Annotated in this window: 16 protein-coding genes and 1 pseudogene; 9 read left to right on the top strand and 8 right to left on the bottom strand. The window is 68.0% G+C overall.

The features are described from left to right. Positions 1–126: 126 nt before the first annotated feature. From ccsB to hemL, 7 genes are all read right to left on the bottom strand, one after another. On the bottom strand, positions 127–1,227 hold the full coding sequence (ccsB, locus tag ADK64_RS02565) for a c-type cytochrome biogenesis protein CcsB (RefSeq protein WP_053654495.1): 1,101 nt from the start codon (positions 1,225–1,227) through the stop codon (positions 127–129). Then, positions 1,224–2,936: a cytochrome c biogenesis protein ResB gene (gene resB / locus ADK64_RS02560; RefSeq protein ID WP_053654494.1), complete on the bottom strand. Its 1,713-nt coding sequence runs from the start codon at positions 2,934–2,936 to the stop codon at positions 1,224–1,226. The genes ccsB and resB overlap by 4 nt, the downstream gene beginning before the upstream one ends. 3 nt (positions 2,937–2,939) lie before the next feature. Next, entirely contained in the window at positions 2,940–3,710 is a 771-nt protein-coding gene (locus ADK64_RS02555) for a cytochrome c biogenesis CcdA family protein (protein ID WP_053654493.1), read from the bottom strand. A gap of 1 nt (position 3,711) precedes the next feature. Next, positions 3,712–4,302 (bottom strand): TlpA family protein disulfide reductase, encoded by a 591-nt coding sequence (locus tag ADK64_RS02550; protein WP_053654492.1) that lies wholly within the window; start codon positions 4,300–4,302, stop codon positions 3,712–3,714. A 126-nt stretch (positions 4,303–4,428) separates the two neighbouring features. Beyond that, on the bottom strand, positions 4,429–5,697 hold the full coding sequence (locus ADK64_RS02545; RefSeq protein ID WP_053654491.1) for a hypothetical protein: 1,269 nt from the start codon (positions 5,695–5,697) through the stop codon (positions 4,429–4,431). 172 nt (positions 5,698–5,869) lie between these two features. Then, positions 5,870–6,529 carry a histidine phosphatase family protein gene (locus ADK64_RS02540; RefSeq protein WP_053654580.1) on the bottom strand — a complete coding sequence of 220 codons (660 nt, stop codon included), beginning with the start codon at positions 6,527–6,529 and terminating at the stop codon, positions 5,870–5,872. Positions 6,530–6,582: 53 nt separating this feature from the next. After that, complete coding sequence (gene hemL / locus ADK64_RS02535; RefSeq protein ID WP_053654579.1) at positions 6,583–7,899, bottom strand: glutamate-1-semialdehyde 2,1-aminomutase; 1,317 nt, start codon at positions 7,897–7,899, stop codon at positions 6,583–6,585. Between the two features lie 519 nt (positions 7,900–8,418). Between hemL and ADK64_RS02530 the strand changes: the two genes are divergently transcribed. From ADK64_RS02530 to ADK64_RS02500, 9 genes and pseudogenes are all read left to right on the top strand, one after another. Continuing rightward, on the top strand, positions 8,419–8,856 hold the full coding sequence (locus ADK64_RS02530; RefSeq protein WP_003974483.1) for a hypothetical protein: 438 nt from the start codon (positions 8,419–8,421) through the stop codon (positions 8,854–8,856). Positions 8,857–9,407: 551 nt separating this feature from the next. Beyond that, positions 9,408–9,887, top strand: a complete 480-nt coding sequence (locus ADK64_RS02525; RefSeq protein ID WP_234384437.1) for a hypothetical protein — start codon at positions 9,408–9,410, stop codon at positions 9,885–9,887. Between the two features lie 28 nt (positions 9,888–9,915). Then, positions 9,916–11,532: a translation initiation factor IF-2 gene (locus tag ADK64_RS45765; protein WP_159046144.1), complete on the top strand. Its 1,617-nt coding sequence runs from the start codon at positions 9,916–9,918 to the stop codon at positions 11,530–11,532. A gap of 28 nt (positions 11,533–11,560) precedes the next feature. Then, on the top strand, positions 11,561–12,928 hold the full coding sequence (mycP, locus tag ADK64_RS02520; RefSeq protein WP_053654490.1) for a type VII secretion-associated serine protease mycosin: 1,368 nt from the start codon (positions 11,561–11,563) through the stop codon (positions 12,926–12,928). Between the two features lie 146 nt (positions 12,929–13,074). Further along, complete coding sequence (locus tag ADK64_RS02515) at positions 13,075–13,515, top strand: hypothetical protein (protein ID WP_053654489.1); 441 nt, start codon at positions 13,075–13,077, stop codon at positions 13,513–13,515. A gap of 7 nt (positions 13,516–13,522) precedes the next feature. Then, complete coding sequence (locus tag ADK64_RS02510; RefSeq protein WP_053654488.1) at positions 13,523–15,319, top strand: alpha/beta hydrolase; 1,797 nt, start codon at positions 13,523–13,525, stop codon at positions 15,317–15,319. 95 nt (positions 15,320–15,414) lie between these two features. Further along, on the top strand, positions 15,415–15,915 hold the full coding sequence (locus ADK64_RS02505) for a hypothetical protein (RefSeq protein WP_053654487.1): 501 nt from the start codon (positions 15,415–15,417) through the stop codon (positions 15,913–15,915). 240 nt (positions 15,916–16,155) lie between these two features. Further along, a pseudogene (locus ADK64_RS46940) lies at positions 16,156–16,313 on the top strand (esterase); the annotation flags it as partial. Positions 16,314–16,580: 267 nt separating this feature from the next. Continuing rightward, entirely contained in the window at positions 16,581–17,066 is a 486-nt protein-coding gene (locus ADK64_RS02500) for a MarR family winged helix-turn-helix transcriptional regulator (protein WP_053654486.1), read from the top strand. 378 nt (positions 17,067–17,444) lie between these two features. Here the strand turns inward: ADK64_RS02500 and ADK64_RS02495 are convergent, their stop codons facing one another. Continuing rightward, entirely contained in the window at positions 17,445–18,095 is a 651-nt protein-coding gene (locus tag ADK64_RS02495; RefSeq protein ID WP_053654485.1) for an FMN-dependent NADH-azoreductase, read from the bottom strand. Positions 18,096–18,221: the final 126 nt, after the last annotated feature.

The raw sequence follows: 18,221 nt of genomic DNA, 5'->3' as shown, positions 1-18,221 counted from the left end.
GTACCCGGCCCGGATCCGGCTGCGCGGATGTGTGTCCGCGCTCTCTTGCCCGTCGTACGACGAAGGCCGGTTCCCGTGACCTGAGTCACGGCAACCGGCCTGTGCCGTAAGGAAGTCCGTCAGGGGTTACACGCCCGCGTACGAGTGCTTGCCGGTGACGAAGATGTTGACGCCGTAGTAGTTGAACAGCCAGCAGCCGAAGGCGATCATCGCCAGGTAGGCCGCCTTGCGGCCCTTCCAGCCGGCCGTCGCGCGCGCGTGCAGGTAGCAGGCGTAGGCGACCCAGGTGATGAAGGACCAGGTCTCCTTCGGGTCCCAGTTCCAGTACCGGCCCCAGGCGTCGCCCGCCCAGATCGCGCCCGCGATGATCGTGAAGGTCCACAGCGGGAACACCGCCGCGTTGATCCGGTAGGCGAACTTGTCCAGGGACGCCGAGGCGGGCAGCCGCTCCAGCACCGAGGTCGCGAAGGCGCCGGGCTTGCCGCCGTTCTGGAGCTTGGTCTCGTAGGCGTCCTTGAACAGGTACAGGATCGTGGCGACCGCGCCGACGTAGAACACCGCGCCGCAGAAGATCGCGGTGGAGACGTGGATGTACAGCCAGTACGAGTGCAGGGCCGGGACCAGCTGGTCGCTCGCGGTGTACAGGACGGTGACCGCGAGGCCCAGGTCCAGCAGGACCGTGGTGACCAGGAACAGGCCGAGCCAGCGCACGTTCTTCTTCAGCGCCAGCAGCGTGAGGTACACGGCGACGGCGACCGTGGAGAAGGTGATGTTGAACTCGTACATGTTGCCCCACGGGGCGCGCTCCACGGAGGCCGCGCGGGCGATGACGCCGCTCAGCTCCACGAGGAACGCGAGCACCGTGAGGGAGACCGCGACCCGGCCGAACAGGTCGCCCTGGGCGTCGCCGCCGTGCGCGCCGGGACCGTCCGGCACGTCCCGGGCGCCGGAGGCGGCGCGGACGACGACCTTGGGCCGCTCCAGTACGGCGGTGCCGCCGGCCTGCTTGACGGTGACGGCCGGGCCGCTCGCCTTCGCCTCGCCGGCGTCGGTCAGCGCGTTGGCCGTACGGGCCACCTTGCTGCGGCTGCCGAAGATCCATTCGAGGATGTACGCGAAGAAGGCCAGGGTGTAGACGGCCATGGACGAGTAGATCAGCGTGTTGCTGATGCTCGCCAGGTGTTCGTTGGTCGCGGCAGCGAGCTCGGTTGCGGCGGCGAGAGTCACTTCTCAGCCCCTTCGGCAGGTACGACGGAAGATTCGGTGGAGTCGGCGTCGGCGTCGGGGGCTCCCGGCGCCTGGTCGTACAGGGTTCCGGCGAGGTCGCCCAGTTCCTCGGGCACCTTGGCGGACTCGCTGCGGCCGAGCCCGGCCATCTCGACGACCGTCACGCCGTCGGCGCCGCGCACCGCGCGCACCCACACCCGGCGGCGCTGGATGAACAGGGACGCGGCCAGACCGAAGATCGCGGTGATCGCGCCGCCCAGCGCCCAGATGCTGCCGGGCTCCTGGACGATCTCGAAGCCGGCCCACTGCTTGATGTCCTTCTCGAAGGTGACCGACCCTGCGCCGTTCGGCAGCGTGAGGGTGTCGCCCGGCTGGAGAAGCTTCTTCAGCGGCTGGTTCTTGGCGTCCTTGTACGCCTTCATGTGCGTCTTGTCGAGCTGGTACACGCTCTGCGGAATGCCCGAGTCGACGCCGAGGTCGCCGTGGTAGGCGTTCAGGGCGAGCAGCGGGTTCAGCAGCGCCGGGAACTGCGACAGCATCGTGCCGCTCTTCGCGTCGAAGGTCGGCACGAAGAAGGCCTGGAAGCCGAGCTGCTCCGACTGGCCCCGCGCGTTCTTGTAGCCGTCCATCACCTTGATCACGCCGTTGGAGGTGACGTTGCCGTCGAGCGGCAGCAGCGGCACGGCGTCCTGGTAGACCACCTTGCCCTTGCCGTCGCGGACGGTGATGACGGGCGCGTAACCGTGGCTGACGAGGTAGACCTTGGCGTCGCCGATGTGCAGCGGCTCGTTGACCTTGACGGTGGTCGACTTCTCCTTGCCGAACGCACCCGCGCTGTACGCGATCTTCGCCTGGTAGGTGCGCGGCGTGCCCTTGTTGGGACCGCTCACCTCGTAGGTGCCCCGGAACTGCTTCAGGTCGAAGCTGAACGGCACGAGGTCGTCGTTGCTGAACAGGCTGCCGGACTTGAAGTCGTCGTACTGGATGATGGAGTTGGAGAAGCCGTCGCCCTCGACGACCAGCTTGGTGCCGTCCGACTTGTACAGCTGGCCCCAGGCGAAGGCGATCAGCAGCACGATCAGGGCGAGGTGGAAGGCCAGGTTGCCCAGCTCGCGCACATAGCCCTTCTCGGCGGCTACGGCGTCACCGGCCACATGCGCGCGGAAGCGCTTCTTCCTGAGCAGCGCGAGCGCGGCCTCGCGCACCTTCTCGGGGTCTTCCGTGGTGCGCCAGCTGGTGTACGCGGGCAACCGGTTCAGCCGCTTGGGCGCGCCCGGCGGGCGGCCGCGCAGCTGGCCGACGAACTGCCAGGTGCGCGGGATGATGCAGCCGATGAGGGAGACGAACAGCAGGATGTAGATCGCGGAGAACCACACCGAGCTGTAGACGTGGAACAGGCCGAGCTTGTCGTAGATCGGCGCGAGGGTCGTGTGGGCCTTGCGGAAGTCGTCGACCTTGTTGATGTCGGCGCCGGTCTGCGGGATCAACGAGCCGGGGATCGCGCCCAGCGAGAGCAGCAGGAGCAGCAGCAGCGCGACCCGCATGGAGGTCAGCTGCCGCCAGAACCAGCGGGCCCAGCCGATGACGCCGAGGCCGGGTGCGAGGGAGATCTCCTCCTTCGGCGCGGTGGACAGCTGGGAGCCGGCCGCGCCGAGATCCTCCTGGCGGTCCTCCAGGTCCTGGCTCTTGTCGGTTGCCGTGTCGCTCATCGATCAGATCCCCACAGTGAAGCCGTTGGACCAGGTCTGCATTTGCTGCACCAGGCTGTTCCAGGCACCGGTCAGCAGCAGCACACCGGTCACGATCATCATCGTGCCGCCGATGCGCATCACCCACACATAGTGGCGCTTGACCCAGGCGAACGCGCCGAGCGCCTTGCGGAAGGCGACGGCGGCGAGCACGAACGGCACGCCGAGGCCGACACAGTAGGCGATCATCAGCACCGAGCCGCGCCCGGCGCTCGACTGGTTCATGGAGAGCAGGTTCACCGACGCGAGGGTCGGGCCGATGCAGGGCGTCCAGCCGATGCCGAACAGGGCGCCGAGGACGGGCGCGCCGAGCAGTCCGGCGGTCGGCCGCCTGTGGAAGCGGAACTCGCGCTGGGTGAGCCAGGGCATCAGTCCCATGAAGAAGACGCCCATGACGATCATGACGATGCCGAGCACCTTGGACAGCGTGTCCTGGTACTCCTGCAGGTTCGAACCGAAGTAGCCGAACAGCGCCCCGCTGGAGACGAACACGGCGCTGAAGCCGAGCACGAACAGCGCGGCTCCGCCGACCATCCGCCCGCGCCGGGCCTCGCCCAGGTCCGTGCCCGCGACTCCGGTCACGTAGGAGAGGTAGCCGGGCACCAGCGGCAGCACGCAGGGCGAGAAGAAGGAGACGAGCCCGCCGAGCAGCGCCACCGGCAGGGCGATCAGCAGGGCGCCGTTGAGCACCGTCTGGTTCTGGCCCGTAGCAGCCAGCGTCAGCAGCCCGCTCACGTCACTTCTCCGCCAGGACGGGCTTGAGCATCTTCAGCAGGGCCGTGTCGTCGAGCGCCTCCAGGGCCCGCGCGGCGACCTTCCCCTGCTTGTCGATGATGAGCGTGGAGGGGATCAGCTGCGGGTTGAGGGTGCCCTTCTTGAAGCGGAGCATCAGCTTGCCCGTCGGGTCGTACAGACTCGGGTAGCCGATCCCGTTCTCCTTCTCGAAGTTCACCGCGGGCGTGGTGCTGGTGTCGCGGGTGTTGATCCCGACGAACTGCACGCCCTTGCCCTCGTACTGCCGGGAGACCTTGGCGAAGTACTGCGCCTCTTCCCGGCACGGGCTGCACCACGAGCCCCAGACGTTGACGACGACGACCTGGCCCTTGAAGGAGGCGACGTCCAGGGTCTTGCCGTCGATGGTCTTGCCGGACAGGTCCGGGGCCGCGTCGCGCTTGCCCACGGGGGCGGTGGCGATGCCGTTGTTGCCGGTGACGAAGTTGGTGTTGCCACCGCCGCCGGAGGTGCCGCCCTTGCCGCACGCGGACAGGGTCAGGGCCGCGATGGCGGCCACGGCGCTCAGCAGGGCGGCGCGGCTACGGGTACTCATGTGAAAAGTTTCGCATGCCAGTTCCGAGGATCTCGCGCACCCCCCTGCCGGGCGGAAAACCGCATTTCAGGAGCTATTTACACGGGACATTTCCGGCAAGGGGTCGAACGAGAGGCACGCGGGGTACTAGGCGAGGAAGGTCTTCCAGCCGCCGGCGGGCTGCTGCCCGGGAGCCAGCGTGCGCAGCTTGGCGAGCACCTCGGGCTTCTGCACGTCGATCCAGTCGACGAACTGCCGGAAGGAGACGAGGCGGACGTCGGCGCCCTTCTCCTTCTCGCGCGCGATGTGCTTGAAGGCCTGCTCGACGGAGTCCATGTAGATCCCGCCGTTCCAGTGCTCGAAGTGGTTGCCGATGAAGAACGGCGCCCGGTTCGTCTCGTACGCCCGCTGGAAGCCGGCTATGTACGCCCCGGCCGACTGCTCGCGCCAGGCCGGGTAGTTGGAGGCCGGCGCCTTGGTCGAGTTCTGCGACTGGTTGTACATCATGTTGTAGTCCATCGACAGGACCTGGAACTTGCGCCCGGGGAAGGGGATCGCCTGCAGCGGCAGGTCCCACAGCCCCTTCCGCTTCACCGGCCACGTCTGCAGGCCGCCGGGCGAGGAGGCGTCGTAGCGCCAGCCCAGCTCGCGGGCGGTGGGCAGCAGGTTGTCCTGGCCGAGCAGACAGGGCGTACGGCCGCCGACCAGTTCCTTCTCGTAGTCGAACGGCAGCGCCGGCATGTCGGTGAAGCCGGTGTTGGTCTTCCACTCCTTGACGAAGGCCTTGGCCTGCTTGATCTCGCTGTGCCACTGCTGGGGCGTCCACCACTTGACCGAGGTGTGGGCCTCACCGCAGAAGTGGCCGTTGAAGTGGGTGCCTATCTCGTGGCCCTCGAGCCAGGCCCGGCGGACGTTGGTCAGCGTCGCCTTGACGTGCTCGTCGGTGAGGTAGCCGATGTCGGAGGCGCCGATGCGGTTGTTCGGCGGGGCGTACAGGCGCTTCTTCGACTCGGGCAGCAGGTAAAGGCCCGACAGGAAGAAGGTCATGCTCGCGCCGTGCTCCTTGGCCAGGTCCAGGAAGCGCGGGAAGAGTCCGTTGCCGACCTCGCCGGCACCGTCCCAGGAGAAGACCACGAACTGCGGCGGGGTCTGGCCCGGCTCCAGCGGCTCGGGCTTGGCCGGCTGGTGCGGCTGCTTGCCGGTGAAGGAGGTGGAGCCGTCCCCGATGAGCCGGCCCTGGGGTGCGTCGCCCGCGTCCCCGCCCTGCCCGTTCTTGCCGTCACCGGAACCGGACGCACCCCCGTTGCCGTCCGATGACGTGTGGCTGCCGCAGCCGGCGAGAGTGGCGGCGGCCGCGGCACCCGCGCCGAGGCCGAGTGCTCCCCGGCGGGAAAGGGTCCGGGAGACGGTGCGCATGGAAAATCCCCGATTCGTCGCGCCTGCTGGTGTGGTCACCCACTCAGAGGGCACGGCGATCGGGGAGGTTCCGATAATTCTTATGTTTTTCGCAATAGTTGCGGCAAAGGCATGTTAAGCGGCGCCAAACGGACCGTCACGAAACGGTGTCGAGCTGGTTTCCCGCCGGTGGTCAGGCCCCGAACGCCTTCCCCTGAGCCGCGTTCTTACCCTTCTGCGGCTTGGCGCCGGCCCGCAGATGGGCCGGGACGAGATCGATGGCGGGCTCGCTGTAGCCGACCGACACGATCTTGTCGCCGAGGTAGGTGAACGTCGTCAGGGAGGCGAGGGTGCACTGCCGCTTGCGCGGATCGTGCCACAGCCGGCGCCGCTCGACATAGGACCGGACGATCCAGATCGGCAGCTGATGACTGACCAGCACCGCCTCGTGCCCGCGCGCCCGGTCCTTGGCCGCGTTCAGCGCGCCCATCATCCGCACGACCTGGTCGACGTACGGCTCGCCCCAGGACGGCCGGAACGGATTGACGAGGTGCTTCCAGTTGTCGGGCTTGCGCAGCGCGCCGTCGCCGACACCGAAGGTCTTGCCCTGGAAGACGTTGTCGGCCTCGATGAGCCGCTCGTCGGTGTCCAGGTCGAGCCCGTGCGCCTTGGCGATCGGGGTGGCCGTCTCCTGCGCCCGCTCCAGCGGCGAGGCCACGACGTGGGTGACGTCCCGGTCGGCGAGGTGCTCGGCGACCCGGTCGGCCATCCGCCGGCCCAGCTCGGACAGGTGGTAGCCGGGCAGCCGCCCGTACAGAACCCCCGTCGGGTTCTCTACCTCACCGTGCCGCATGAGATGAACGACGGTGACGTCCTTGCTCGCGTCGCTGCCGCTGTCGCTGATGCTCACGCGGTGGCCTCCGCAGCCGCTCGGGCCGCCGCCGGAAGGGCGTCGGCGATCTTCTGGAGGGCCCGCTCGTCGTGGGCCGTGGACACGAACCAGGACTCGAAGGACGACGGCGGCAGATAGACGCCGTTCGCGAGGAGGGAGTGGAAGAACGCCGTGAAGCGGAAGGACTCCTGCCGCTTGGCGTCCTCGTAAGTGCGCACCCGCCGGTCGGTGAAGAAGACGGAGAACATGTTGGAGGCGCTCTGCACCCGGTGCGCGACGCCCTCCTTGCTCAGCGCCTCGGTGACGAGGGCCTGGATCTGCGCGGACACGGCGTCGACCTTGTCGTACGCGACATCGTCCAGGAGCCGCAGCTGGGCGAGCCCGGCGGCGGTGGCGACCGGGTTCCCGGACAGCGTGCCGGCCTGGTAGACGGGCCCGACGGGCGCGAGGTGAGCCATGACGTCGGCCCGCCCGCCGAAGGCGGCGGCGGGGAACCCACCGCCCATGACCTTCCCGAAGGTCATGAGGTCGGGCTTGACGCCGTCGATCCCGTACCACCCGGCGCGGCTGGTCCGGAACCCGGTCATGACCTCGTCGGAGATGTAGAGAGCGCCGTTCTTCCGGCAGGCGTCCCTGAGCCCCTGGTTGAACCCGGGGTCCGGCGGCACGACGCCCATGTTGCCGGGCGAGGCCTCGGTGATCACACAGGCGATCTCACCGGGGTGCCGGTGGAAGGCCTCCAGCACCGCCTCCAGATCGTTGTACGGCAGCACGATCGTGTCGCCGGCCTGGGCGCCGGTGACACCCGGGGTGTCGGGCAGCGCGAAGGTGGCGACCCCGGACCCGGCGGCGGCGAGCAGCGCGTCCACGTGCCCGTGGTAGCAGCCGGCGAACTTGATGACCTTGGACCGCTGGGTGAATCCGCGGGCGAGCCGGATGGCGCTCATGGTCGCCTCGGTCCCGCTGCTGACCAGCCGCACCTGCTCGACGGGCTCGACCCGGGCGACGATCTCCTCGGCGAGCGCGACCTCGCCCTCGCCGGGCGTGCCGAAGGACGTACCGCGCGCGACGGCCTCCTGGACGGCCGCGATGACCTCGGGGTGCGAATGCCCCAGGATCATCGGCCCCCAGGAGCAGACCAGGTCGACGTACTCGCGCCCGTCGGCGTCGGTGAGGTACGGGCCGCGGCCGGACACCATGAAACGAGGCGTGCCGCCGACGGCGCGGAAGGCGCGCACCGGGGAGTTCACACCGCCGGGCGTGACGGCTGAGGCGCGGTCGAAGAGCGCCTGGGAGACGGGCGCATCGTAGGGATAGGGCGTTTCGCTCAGGGCACTCATGACGTGCGGCTACTCCGGCTTCTCGGACTCCGGTTGCGGGGTGACCTCCTCAGGGTAGGCCGCGGCCCGGCGGGAGCGCGGTCCGCCTCAAGATCGAAGCGCCATCCGCCGCCGTCGTCCCCGCCACCGCGATCCGCCATCTGCGAGACTGAGACCTGATACACACAGCCCTCACGCACGTAATGATCAGGGGATGGTTCAGAGGCCGGGAAGAACCCGTGGACTGTTGTTCCACCGCACGTTTCGGCGGGCGGCCGTGGGGGAGGTCACTGACACGATGATCGGGTTGCGCGGCGGGGGCCACGCGTCCTAGAAAAGCAGTCGGGTGGAGATATGCATCGCGGTGGCGGACTGGGCGAGGGGACTGATGACCTGGGTCCTCGACGTGCCCGGCGGGGAAGGCACCGGCGCGACGCGGAGGAAACGACCGAGACACGTCAGACTGACGCACATCAGACGCGGGGTGCCCCGGGTGAGCGCCTTTGGGCGGGGAGCAGGAATGGTGGTCGGGTGGGGGTGACGTACAAATACTTCGGCGCGCCGGACGGCGCGACCGCGGCCCGCGTCCCCATCTCGATGCGCCCCGAGGAACTCGGCGGCGACGAGCTGGGCATGAACGGCATGTTCACCAAGATCAAGCCGGAGACGATGGCCGCGATGGTGCTGACCGGCATCGAAGGCGTCCCCCTGCACAAGGTCCCGCCCCTGGAACTGGTCGTCCTGCACCCGGACTACGCGGTCGTCAAACTCCCCATGACGGTCGTCGACCCCCTGCGCGGCATCGGCGAGGAGGCGGTCGGCGCGGCGGCCTTCATCTGGTCGACGGTGCCGGATCGAGGGGGGCCTCGGGACGCGTTCAATGTGTACCAGCTGCTGCACGAGTGGCAGGACTTCTCGCATCGGCTTCATGAGGCGGGGCATCAGCCTTATTGCCTTGTCTGGCCCTGAGCTGGGGTTTCGTTGCGTGCGGGCGGGGTTTTCGGACCCCGCCTTTGTCATGCGCCAGGAGGGCTCCGTGAAGGCCCCGGGCAAGGGTTCGAGCCTGCCGTGAACACCGGCGCCGATGGGACGGCCGGTACGTGATCCATGCTGTCCCCTTCGTCAGCGAGACCGCGGACGTAATCGCGCAGGAAGTCGTGAAGCCGGTCCGGTCAAGGTCACCTCTGCGCCACCCACTGTCGGGTATCGGCCATTCAGAACGGCCGAGCGCCTGCACCTGAGCACAAGTACTCATGTGCCTCATCACGCCGGGGTGTTGGGTGGTGGCATGCCTGATGAGTCGCCGCCCTCGTGACTGCGGGCGAGGCGGCCCTGCGTGGATGGCCTGTTCTCGGCCGCTCACCGCTACGCGGCGACCATGGTCTGTCACTGCTGGTAGTTAAAGTTGCTGGTGCGGATGTGAGCCGTTGGTTGTTCTGACGATCGGGGAGGGTGTTGTGCGTCCGAGCGATGGCGGAGCGACGTCGGGCACGTCGTCGTGGACGTCTGGCCTGTTCGACGTGGCAGGCGAAGCCGTCGCCGATGTGGCCACGGAACTGTCGTCGTTCACCACCTTCCAAAAGCGCGTCGACACTCTGGTCCACGACCTGAAGGGCTCGCAGGCAGGTCCGGGCAAGATCGGGCAGGAACAGCTCGCACGCCATCAGTTCGGGGGCGGGGCCGGGGCGTGGGCAGAGGCGGCCGGACTGTTCAGCACGTACGAGACGGTGATCAGCGAGTTGGAGACGCTGTCAAAGCTGCTGTCGGACTCCATGGAGGGCATGGGCATCGCGGTCATGGCCTCGCACAAGGGCTACCAGAACGTCGATCTGGACGTCCGTGACCGCATGGCGGCGATCAGCGCGGAGACGACGAAGAACTACGGCGGCGGCTACGACCCCGAGGGGCTGAGCAAGGCCCACGGCGGCGGGAACGGGACGCAGACGGGGCAGCCGTCGAAGCCGGCGCAGGCGGGCGGCGACGCGGGCGGTTCGATCTGATGGGACGGACGGGAGCGGGGGCGTTCTGATGTCTGGCAAGGGATCCGGCGGCGGTACGGCCTTCGAGGACATGAGCCACGAGCAGATGCTGGCGTGGCTCGACCAGGCCGACCCCGGCATGGTGCAGGCCGCCGCGGACCGACTCACCGCGGCCGCCAAGGAGATCCGCAAGATCGCCGAGGAACTCAAGGTCCGCCCACAATGGGTGGAATGGAAGGGTGAGGGCGCGCACGCGTTCCGCACCTGGTCCGCCGACCTGGCCAACTCCACTCTGCGCCTTGGTGACTTCAGCGAAGGCGCTGGGAAGTGGCTGAGCGAGGCGTCCGGGGCGATCGCGCACGCGCAGGCATCGATCCCGCGCGACACCAAGGGCGCGCAGGCGAACCCGGACGCGGCGAACGCGGCACACAACGACCCGGACACGGGAGCGGTGAGCACCAAGCCCGACAGCGAGCCGGCCGCACTGGCAGCACACAAGGAGAAGGTCCGCCTGGAGGCGGCGGCGCAGATGCGGAAGCTGGGGCAGACCTACGAGTGGTCGGCCACCCAGATGAACAGGCTGGAGCGGCCGAAGTTTCCGCCGCCACCGACGGCGCTCGTGCCGGGAGGAACCCGGTCGATTGACGGTAGCGAGGCCAAGGCCCGCCCCGGTGGGATTGCTCCGGGGGCCGCCTCCTCGCCTGACGGTGCTGGCGTCGTGCACGTGGCGCAAGGCCGGGACAGTTCCACGGGTACCACGGCCGCTGGCGGCGACGTGCGAAAGTCGCCGGTTGTGGCATCACCTGCGCACGTCGTGCCGGTGGAGGCAGAGCAGCCCACGCGGATGGGCATCGACTCGGTGGCTTCCCTGCCGCAAGCGCCGCACACGCCGAGCACCATGGGCGGTCTCCCGGGCCCAAGCCATGCTGACGCGGGTGCCACACCGGCCACGCCGACGACGGGGATGCTTCCGTCGCCCATCGCTGGCGGGCCGAAAGTGACCCCGGGCCCATTGAGCCCAAGAATGCCTTCGGGCCGGTTGGGCCCGAGTGTGCCCTCGGAACCCCCCGGCCTGCGGCAGACACCAATCGGAGGCCGGACTCCGGCCATGCCTGAACTCGGAGGCCGGACCTCGGCTCTGCCTGAACAGGGAGCAACCCCGTCCACGCCAGGCCGTATGCAGAGCGGTAGCCGCGGCGTCATCGGTGGCCGACCGGTTCCGTCTCCTGCGGGCAACTCGTCGGGTGCCATCCCCAGGGGGACCGTCGTGGGTGCTGAGGAACCGACCGCTCGCGGTCCGGTGGGGATTGCTGCGGGCGCTCGCTCTTCGGGGCAGGTGGCAGGGCGGCAAGCAACGGGGCCAGGCAGCCGTCTCCCCGTGCGGAACAGTGGTGTGATCGGCGACAACACGAAGCAGCCGGGGCGTACGGGTGCTCGTTCGTCTTCCGCGGTAGGCGGGGCTGTGGAGCGAGGGGGAATCTCGGGCGGGAAACCTACCGCCGCGCGAGGTGCTGGCGCTCGTAGCGGTGGCACGCGGCAAGCGCCTCAGGCGGCATCCACCCGACGTGAGGACACGAGACGGAGTGGACGCAACAACCGCACCGAAGACGAGGATGAAGTACGGCGGCAGCAGGACCGTCGCTATGTGCCGCCAGTAGTCGACTGACAGGTCAGCAACAGTGAGAGGGACATACATGCTCGCCAACGGAATGCGTCACCGGCACCGTTGGGCTGCGGTATCGGCTGCCGTGGGTCTGCTGTTGGTGGGCGCCGCCGCAGCACCGGTGCAAGCGGAGTCGACGCGCAGGGAGCAGTGGTTCCTCGACGCTATGAAGGCCGAGCAGATGTGGCAGACCAGCACCGGCAAGGGCGTTACGGTCGCAGTGATCGACACCGGCGTCGATCCCACCAATCCCGACCTGAAGGGCCAGGTACTCAAAGGCAAGGATCTCGCCCCAGACCAGCCAGGTGACGAGCACACCGACTACGAGGGACACGGCACTGGCATGGCCGGCCTGATCGCCGGAACCGGCGCGTACGGCGGGGGAAACGGCGCCTTCGGTCTCGCCCCCGGTGTCAAGATTCTCCCGATCCGCTTGCCGAAGGGAGACACGGCAGCCAATGAGGCAGAAGGAGACAGACGCTTCAACGAGGCTGTCGCACAAGCGATCCGATACGCCGCCGATGAGCATGCGAAGGTCATCAACATCTCCCAGGCCGCACCGGAAGGCTCACCGCAGCTGACCACAGCGGTCACATACGCTCTCGACAAGGGATCTTTGATCTTCGCCGGCGTCGGAAACGACGGAGGCGGGGCCAACGAGGTGATGTACCCGGCTGCCACGCCGGGCGTGGTCGGTGTCGCGGCCGTGGGTAAGGATCTCCACAGGACTACTGAATCCGAGACCGGGTCACAGGTGGACATGGCCGCACCCGGCGAGGACATGGTCCACGCTTGTGGAAGCAAGACCGGACTGTGCGAGACCCATGGAACAAGCGATGCCACCGCCCTCGCTTCGGCCAGCGCTGCCCTGATCTGGTCCAAGTACCCGGACTGGACCAACAACCAGGTCCTCCGCGTAATGCTCAACACCATCGGCGCCCCCACCAGCGGCGCCAAGCGCAACGACGCCATCGGATACGGCATCGTCCGTCCGAGAATCGCCCTGCAGAACCCCGGCGATCCCGGCCCGGCGAACATCTACCCACTCCCCGATTCCAAGACAGCGGCGTCTCAGTCGGCTTCGCCGAAGGTATCGGGATCTGAAGGCTCGGATGCTTGGGCAAAGGGTGGCAACTCGCCTGCGGTGGCGTCAGCGTCCCAGGACAGCAGCACCTCCTGGATAGTGCTGGGCGTCGGCGCTGTCGTACTTCTCGGACTAGGGATCGCGGTTGCCGTCGTCATCCGGAAGCGTCGGACAACCGCAGCGCCGTTCCCAACGACCGCGCCCACCCCGGGCCAAGGGCACTACCCCGCCCGTGGGTTTACGCCCTCGTCGTACGGGCCACCGGTCCCACCGGACAACCGCCCCCCGTCCGATCGAGGACCTGGCGCTGTCTGAGTACGCCTACTCAGACGGGCTGGTGGCTGATACGGATGGGGCACTCGACGCAGCGTTACTACTGTGCTCCTCGACCACCGCAGCATCGCGGTCGCACGTTGACAACAACTCGGCGACGTGCAACGAGATACGGGGAGGGGCCACGCATGGCGTGGGACGAGTGGGAGCAGCTCAAGGCAGGTGCGGCCCAGCGGATGCAGATCGACCATCTGGCTGATCCGGGAGGCGGGGGATCGAGCTGTACCCCCGGCGGGTCGGCTCCTGACCTGAAGGCGTCGAAGGGTCCGTGGACCAAGGCTTCCGGCGTGGCTCAGGATCTGCGGACGGTCACGAACGCGGGGCTGACGGAACTCAAGACGGCCCACGAGGGTGTCAAGGGTGGGACCGACGGCTTCACGAGCACCGCCGCGCTGAACGAGATCCTGCCCACTTGGGAGAAGCGGCTGACCTCGGTGCGCAACGAGTGTGACCGGTTGCACGGCGCGCTCGCCAAGGCCGGCCGAGTCTTCGGCGAGATCGATCCCGCCGTCGCAGGCAAGGTCAACGGCGTGAACGTGGGCGGCAACAAGCCCGATTGGGCGCGGTGAGGCAAGCATGCCCACATGGCAGCAGCTGCGTGACGCGAAGTTAACCGAGTACGAGAACGCGGCCGACGGCTGGAGCATGGTCAGCAACCGGGCCGACGCCGCACGCATCCGGACCGATCAGGAGATGGCCAGCCCGCTCCGTGCTACGCAGAAAGGCGAGGCGCAGACCTCGGCTGAGCGGGATCTGACCCGGCTGGGCCAGAACTACCAGTACATCCATAGCGAATGTGGTCTCGTCCGTACGACCCTGAACGCTCTCGCCTCGGAACTGTCGGGTGCCCAGAAGAAGCTGAAGCAGGCCCTCGACGACGCGGCCGATCTCAAGTTCACGGTCAACGAGGACGGCTCGGTCGAGTACCCGAGGAGCACCGAGCTTCCCATGGCCCCCGGCACCCCCTCCGGCACCGGAACCGCCAAGCCGGGCGCCCCGGTCCCGTACCTGCCCGGCGCGGGCGAGGCTAATGGCGACCCCAACAAGGGCAAGGCCGAGGACATCGCCGAGCGCATCTCGCAGGCGGCGAACAGCGCCATCGAGATCGACAACCGGTACGCGAAGATCCTGCGCGAGCTGAAGGCCCCGGACGGCTTGGCCGTCACCGACGACATGCTCCTGGACGAGGCCCACGACATGGGCGATGTCCAGAAGACGGTGGGAACCTACCTCAGCAAGGACAGCATTCCGCAAGGCAAGTCCCCGGCTGACAACAAGAAGTGGTGGGACGGCCTCACGCAGGAGGAGCGCGAGGAGTATCAGACGGTGTATCCGGCAGAGATCGGTGCGCTCGACGGACTACCAAGCGTGGTCCGTGACTCGTCCAACCGGATCGTGCTGGACGAGTCGCGTGTCCAGGTCAAGAGCGAGCTTGACGCGCTGGGTCCGGAGCCACCCAAGACGATCCTCAACGAGGCTGGGAGGACCTGCAGCAACCCGGAGTGGAACATATGGAACGCCAAGGGCGGCACGCGGTTCAAAAACCAGCTCACGGGCATGGACGCCATCGAGTCCCGCTTCGACCAGACTGGCATCGACGGCTTGCCGTCGGCCTACCTGCTGGGCTTCGACCTCAAGGGCAACGGACACGTCATCCTGGCGAACGGCAACCCGGACACGGCGGACAACACGGCTGTGTATGTGCCGGGGACGAAGTCGAAGCTTGAGGGGGCCGGAGGGGACATCGGGCGCATGACGCGGGTGTGGAAGGAAGCCCACGGCATGTCAGTGAGCCAGTCAACCTCAACGATCACGTGGATCGGATACGACGCCCCGCAGAGCATCGTCCCCGAGGCCATGGAGAAGCACTGGGCCTACGAGGGCGCACCCAAGCTCAACAATTTCCTGGACGGTCTGCAGACGGTCCAGGGCGGCCCGGACGCCAGCCACACCACTGTCATCGGCCACAGCTACGGATCCACCACCGTCGGCGCCGCGTCCAAGGCCCCCGGGCACTTTGCTGCGGATGACATCGTCGTGGCGGGCAGCCCCGGCATGCTGGTCGGCGACGCGAGTGATCTGGACGTCGGCAAGAACCACGTGTGGTCCGAGGCCGCAGGCGACGACGCGGTCCCACTGGGCGGCAAAGTCGCCCACCTCGGTGGCTACAAGTGGGGCGTCCAGACCTTCCACGGGCTGCCCTACGATGCCGGTTACGTCCAGACAGTCCCGTCAGACGAGGCATTCGGTGCCCACAGGATGCACGTCGACACCAGCGGTCACAGCGGTTACTGGGACGAAAGATCGGACAGCCTCAAGAACCAGGCAGCGGTAGTCGTCGGCCGCTATGACAAGGTCCAGGAGGACAATTGATTCCCCCCTCCCGTCACCGCTCCCGGGGCAATCGGCTTGGCATCGCGGTCACTATCACCGCCCTCTCCCTCACCGGAACAGGTTGCTCGAACACTATGGATCACAAAGCAGACGCCGCGGCAACGCACGAGACGACCAGCTCGAAGCCCACCGTCCTCGACGTGGACAAAGCTCGTGAGAAGGCGAAGGCCGTATCCAGTCAGATCTACGACTTGATCAACATCCCCTCCGCTAAAGTCACCGAGCCGGGCCCGAGCATCTCCACCTGTGACCAGGACCCCGAGCACCTCTACCAAACCGTTCACCCATGGTCGGTCTACGACGTGTCCGAGGACGAGTTGAAGGCAGGCTTCCAGCGGCTGCGGGACGGCCTTCCCGGGAAGGGGTGGAAGATCGTCCAGTACGGCCCGAACAAGAGCCGGGACAAGACCCTCGAACTCACGGCGGACTCCAAGACCGAGCCCTTCTCCGTGAACGCCGAACTCTGGGTATCGAGCCCGACAGTCGGCCACGAGAAGGAACCGAAGATCCTGATCAACATCGTCTCCGGCTGCTGGCGGGCTCCCAAGGGCACGGATCTCAACACCCAGTACTGACCGCAGAGGCACCGCCAGCCACTCGCCGCCGCCCAGTACAACACCGGGCTGGTGTTCCGTGATCCGGCTCGTGTCGCCTGGAGTGTTCTGACTCGTTGGGCCAGGCATGGATCTCTCTCCCGAACAGGAAGCGGAATCGCGCAAGTTGGCGGGGGACCGGCATGTGGCAGTCGATGTGGCGCTTCGGACCCGCGTCGTTTTGTGGACCGGGGAGGGACGGCGTCGCAAGGACGTCGCCGACCGAACGCCTTCGGCCACACCGGTAGAGGGGGCTCACTTGGCTTCGCCGACCCGGAGTACGGGATCGCCCTTGGCTATGCGATGAACAACATCATCGGGGCCCCATCGATATGCGTGCAATGTCACCGGTCGACGCGGTGCGAAAGTCGCTGGCGTAGCGGCAGGCATCACTGTTGTCGATGGCGTCCCGTGTCGTGGTACAGCCGATCACGGTTGGGGAGTGCGCCGGGGGCGTGTGCTGACCTGACCTCGGGTTTCATGGGGTTCGGTCGGGGCTTTCGGGCTCCGCCCGCGGCGTTTCCCGTAGCCGATCGCACCGCATGGGTAAGGCGACTCGCACCGCATGGGTGCGGCGACAGGGCCACAGCGGACGCGGTGCGATTTCGTTTCAAACGATACCGTATCGAATGAAGTAGTCTGGGTTCATGGCCCCCGACGCTCCTCACCCATCCACCGCCTCGCGGGCGACCGACCGCCCCGGGGACGCCTCGCCCTTCGCTCTCGGCTTGCTGCTGCGCCGGGCGCACTGGCGCGCGGCCGCTGTGATGGGGGAGGCGCTTCGGCCGCTCGGCGTGGAGTTGCGGCATTTCGCCGTGCTGATCGAGTTGGTCAACCACGGGCCCACGGTGCAGCGGGACCTGGCGGCGGCGACGGGGTCGGACAAGGCGGGAATCATGCGGGTCGTGGACGACCTGGAGCGGAAGGGCCTGGCCGTGCGCAAGGCCGTTCCGGGGGACCGGCGGGTGCGAGCCGTGGAGATCACGCCTCAGGGACTCGAACTCTTCGACGCGGCCCATGCGGCTGCGGGGCCGCTGGCCGAGCGGCTGGTCACCGAACTGGGACCCGGCGACATCGAGCAGCTGACGGCCCTGCTGACCCTGCTCGCCCATCCCGCGGACGGCGAGGCGTAAGCCCGCCCGCACCGGCCGCCCGCCGCATCGGCGCGCTTCGTCCCGTGCGATTTCCGCGGTGAACCTCCGGCCTTGAGAGCCGGCTGCGGCTGTCGTCGCCACGCGCCGGCCCGCTGACGGGGCGAGTCGTCCGCGCGGCCGGCGAGCCGCGTGTCCGGCCGGCGGCGTGCGTGCTCTTCACCCACGCCCGGCATCACTCACCGTCGTATCGACGGGCGTCACACCCGTCCCGCCGACAGGGCGGAACGCCCGGCCGCCCCTCAGCGCCGGGGTGCCCGATCGTCCAGGTGCAGAGCCCCCTCGGAGGGGGTGCGGGCCCCGAGGGTGCCGTGTGGCGTCCCGGGCCGGGCGTCACGCGGCATCCGCAGACCGCGGGGGTTACGCGGCGAGTCGCTCCGCGATTTCCTTCGCCTTGGCGGTCGCGTCCTCGAAGGCACGGTCGCGGGACGCCTCGTAGAGGGGGACCAGTTCCGACATGGCCGGGTTGCGGGGGGCCATGGTGAGTTCCGGGACGATGAAGTCGAGGTCCAGGCCGAGAGTTCCCTGGAGGACCGCCTCCAGATAGTTCTGTACGAACTCGTAGCCCTCGCGCGGGGTGCCCTGCGCGTAGGAGCCGCCGCGGCTGGCGACGACGATCGCGGGGGTGCCCTGCGCCGAGGGCGTCCCGCCCGCGGTACGGCCGAGCAGGAGCACGTTGTCCAGCCACGCCTTGAGGGTCGACGGGATCGAGAAGTTGTACATGGGAGCGCCGATCAGAACGGCGTCCGCCCGTTCCAGTTCCTCGATGAGCCGCTCGCGTGCGGCGAACGCGGCGGACTGCCCCGGGGTGCGCTCGGCGGGGGCGGCGTAACCGGCGGACCAGGCGTCGGCGGTGATGTGCGGGACAGGGTCGGCGGCCAGGTCACGGTGGATCACCGTGCCCTCCGGGTGCTGCTCTTCCCAGGTCTTGCGGAAGGCGGCCGTGACCGAACGGGACGAGGACGCCTCGCCGTAGAACACGGACGAGTCGATGTGCAGCAGCGTGGCCATGGGCTTTCTCCAAAGAACGACGCCCGAGGCGGGGAACCAGGGGCAGGGGATTCGCGCTCGATGATAGTTGCAGACGATACGGTATTAAGTGATACCGTTGTGAGCGTAACGGAGATGAACCCGACG

It is taken from the genome of Streptomyces sp. MMG1121, from assembly GCF_001280015.1.
Taxonomy (GTDB): Bacteria; Actinomycetota; Actinomycetes; order Streptomycetales; family Streptomycetaceae; genus Streptomyces.
Note: the sequence above shows the minus strand (reverse complement) of the source record. Positions and strands in the feature narration are given on the sequence as shown.

Excerpts from the sequence above, each read along its gene's own strand:
- ADK64_RS45765 (WP_159046144.1), top strand. The coding sequence starts at position 9,916 with ATGTCTGGCAAGGGATCCGGCGGCGGTACGGCCTTCGAGGACATGAGC.
- ADK64_RS02515 (WP_053654489.1), top strand. The coding sequence starts at position 13,075 with ATGGCGTGGGACGAGTGGGAGCAGCTCAAGGCAGGTGCGGCCCAGCGG.
- ADK64_RS02510 (WP_053654488.1), top strand. The coding sequence starts at position 13,523 with ATGCCCACATGGCAGCAGCTGCGTGACGCGAAGTTAACCGAGTACGAG.
- resB (WP_053654494.1), bottom strand. The coding sequence starts at position 2,936 with ATGAGCGACACGGCAACCGACAAGAGCCAGGACCTGGAGGACCGCCAG.
- ADK64_RS02500 (WP_053654486.1), top strand. The coding sequence starts at position 16,581 with ATGGCCCCCGACGCTCCTCACCCATCCACCGCCTCGCGGGCGACCGAC.
- mycP (WP_053654490.1), top strand. The coding sequence starts at position 11,561 with ATGCTCGCCAACGGAATGCGTCACCGGCACCGTTGGGCTGCGGTATCG.
- ADK64_RS02550 (WP_053654492.1), bottom strand. The coding sequence starts at position 4,302 with ATGAGTACCCGTAGCCGCGCCGCCCTGCTGAGCGCCGTGGCCGCCATC.
- ADK64_RS02540 (WP_053654580.1), bottom strand. The coding sequence starts at position 6,529 with ATGCGGCACGGTGAGGTAGAGAACCCGACGGGGGTTCTGTACGGGCGG.
- ADK64_RS02545 (WP_053654491.1), bottom strand. The coding sequence starts at position 5,697 with ATGCGCACCGTCTCCCGGACCCTTTCCCGCCGGGGAGCACTCGGCCTC.
- ADK64_RS02505 (WP_053654487.1), top strand. The coding sequence starts at position 15,415 with ATGGATCACAAAGCAGACGCCGCGGCAACGCACGAGACGACCAGCTCG.
- ADK64_RS02495 (WP_053654485.1), bottom strand. The coding sequence starts at position 18,095 with ATGGCCACGCTGCTGCACATCGACTCGTCCGTGTTCTACGGCGAGGCG.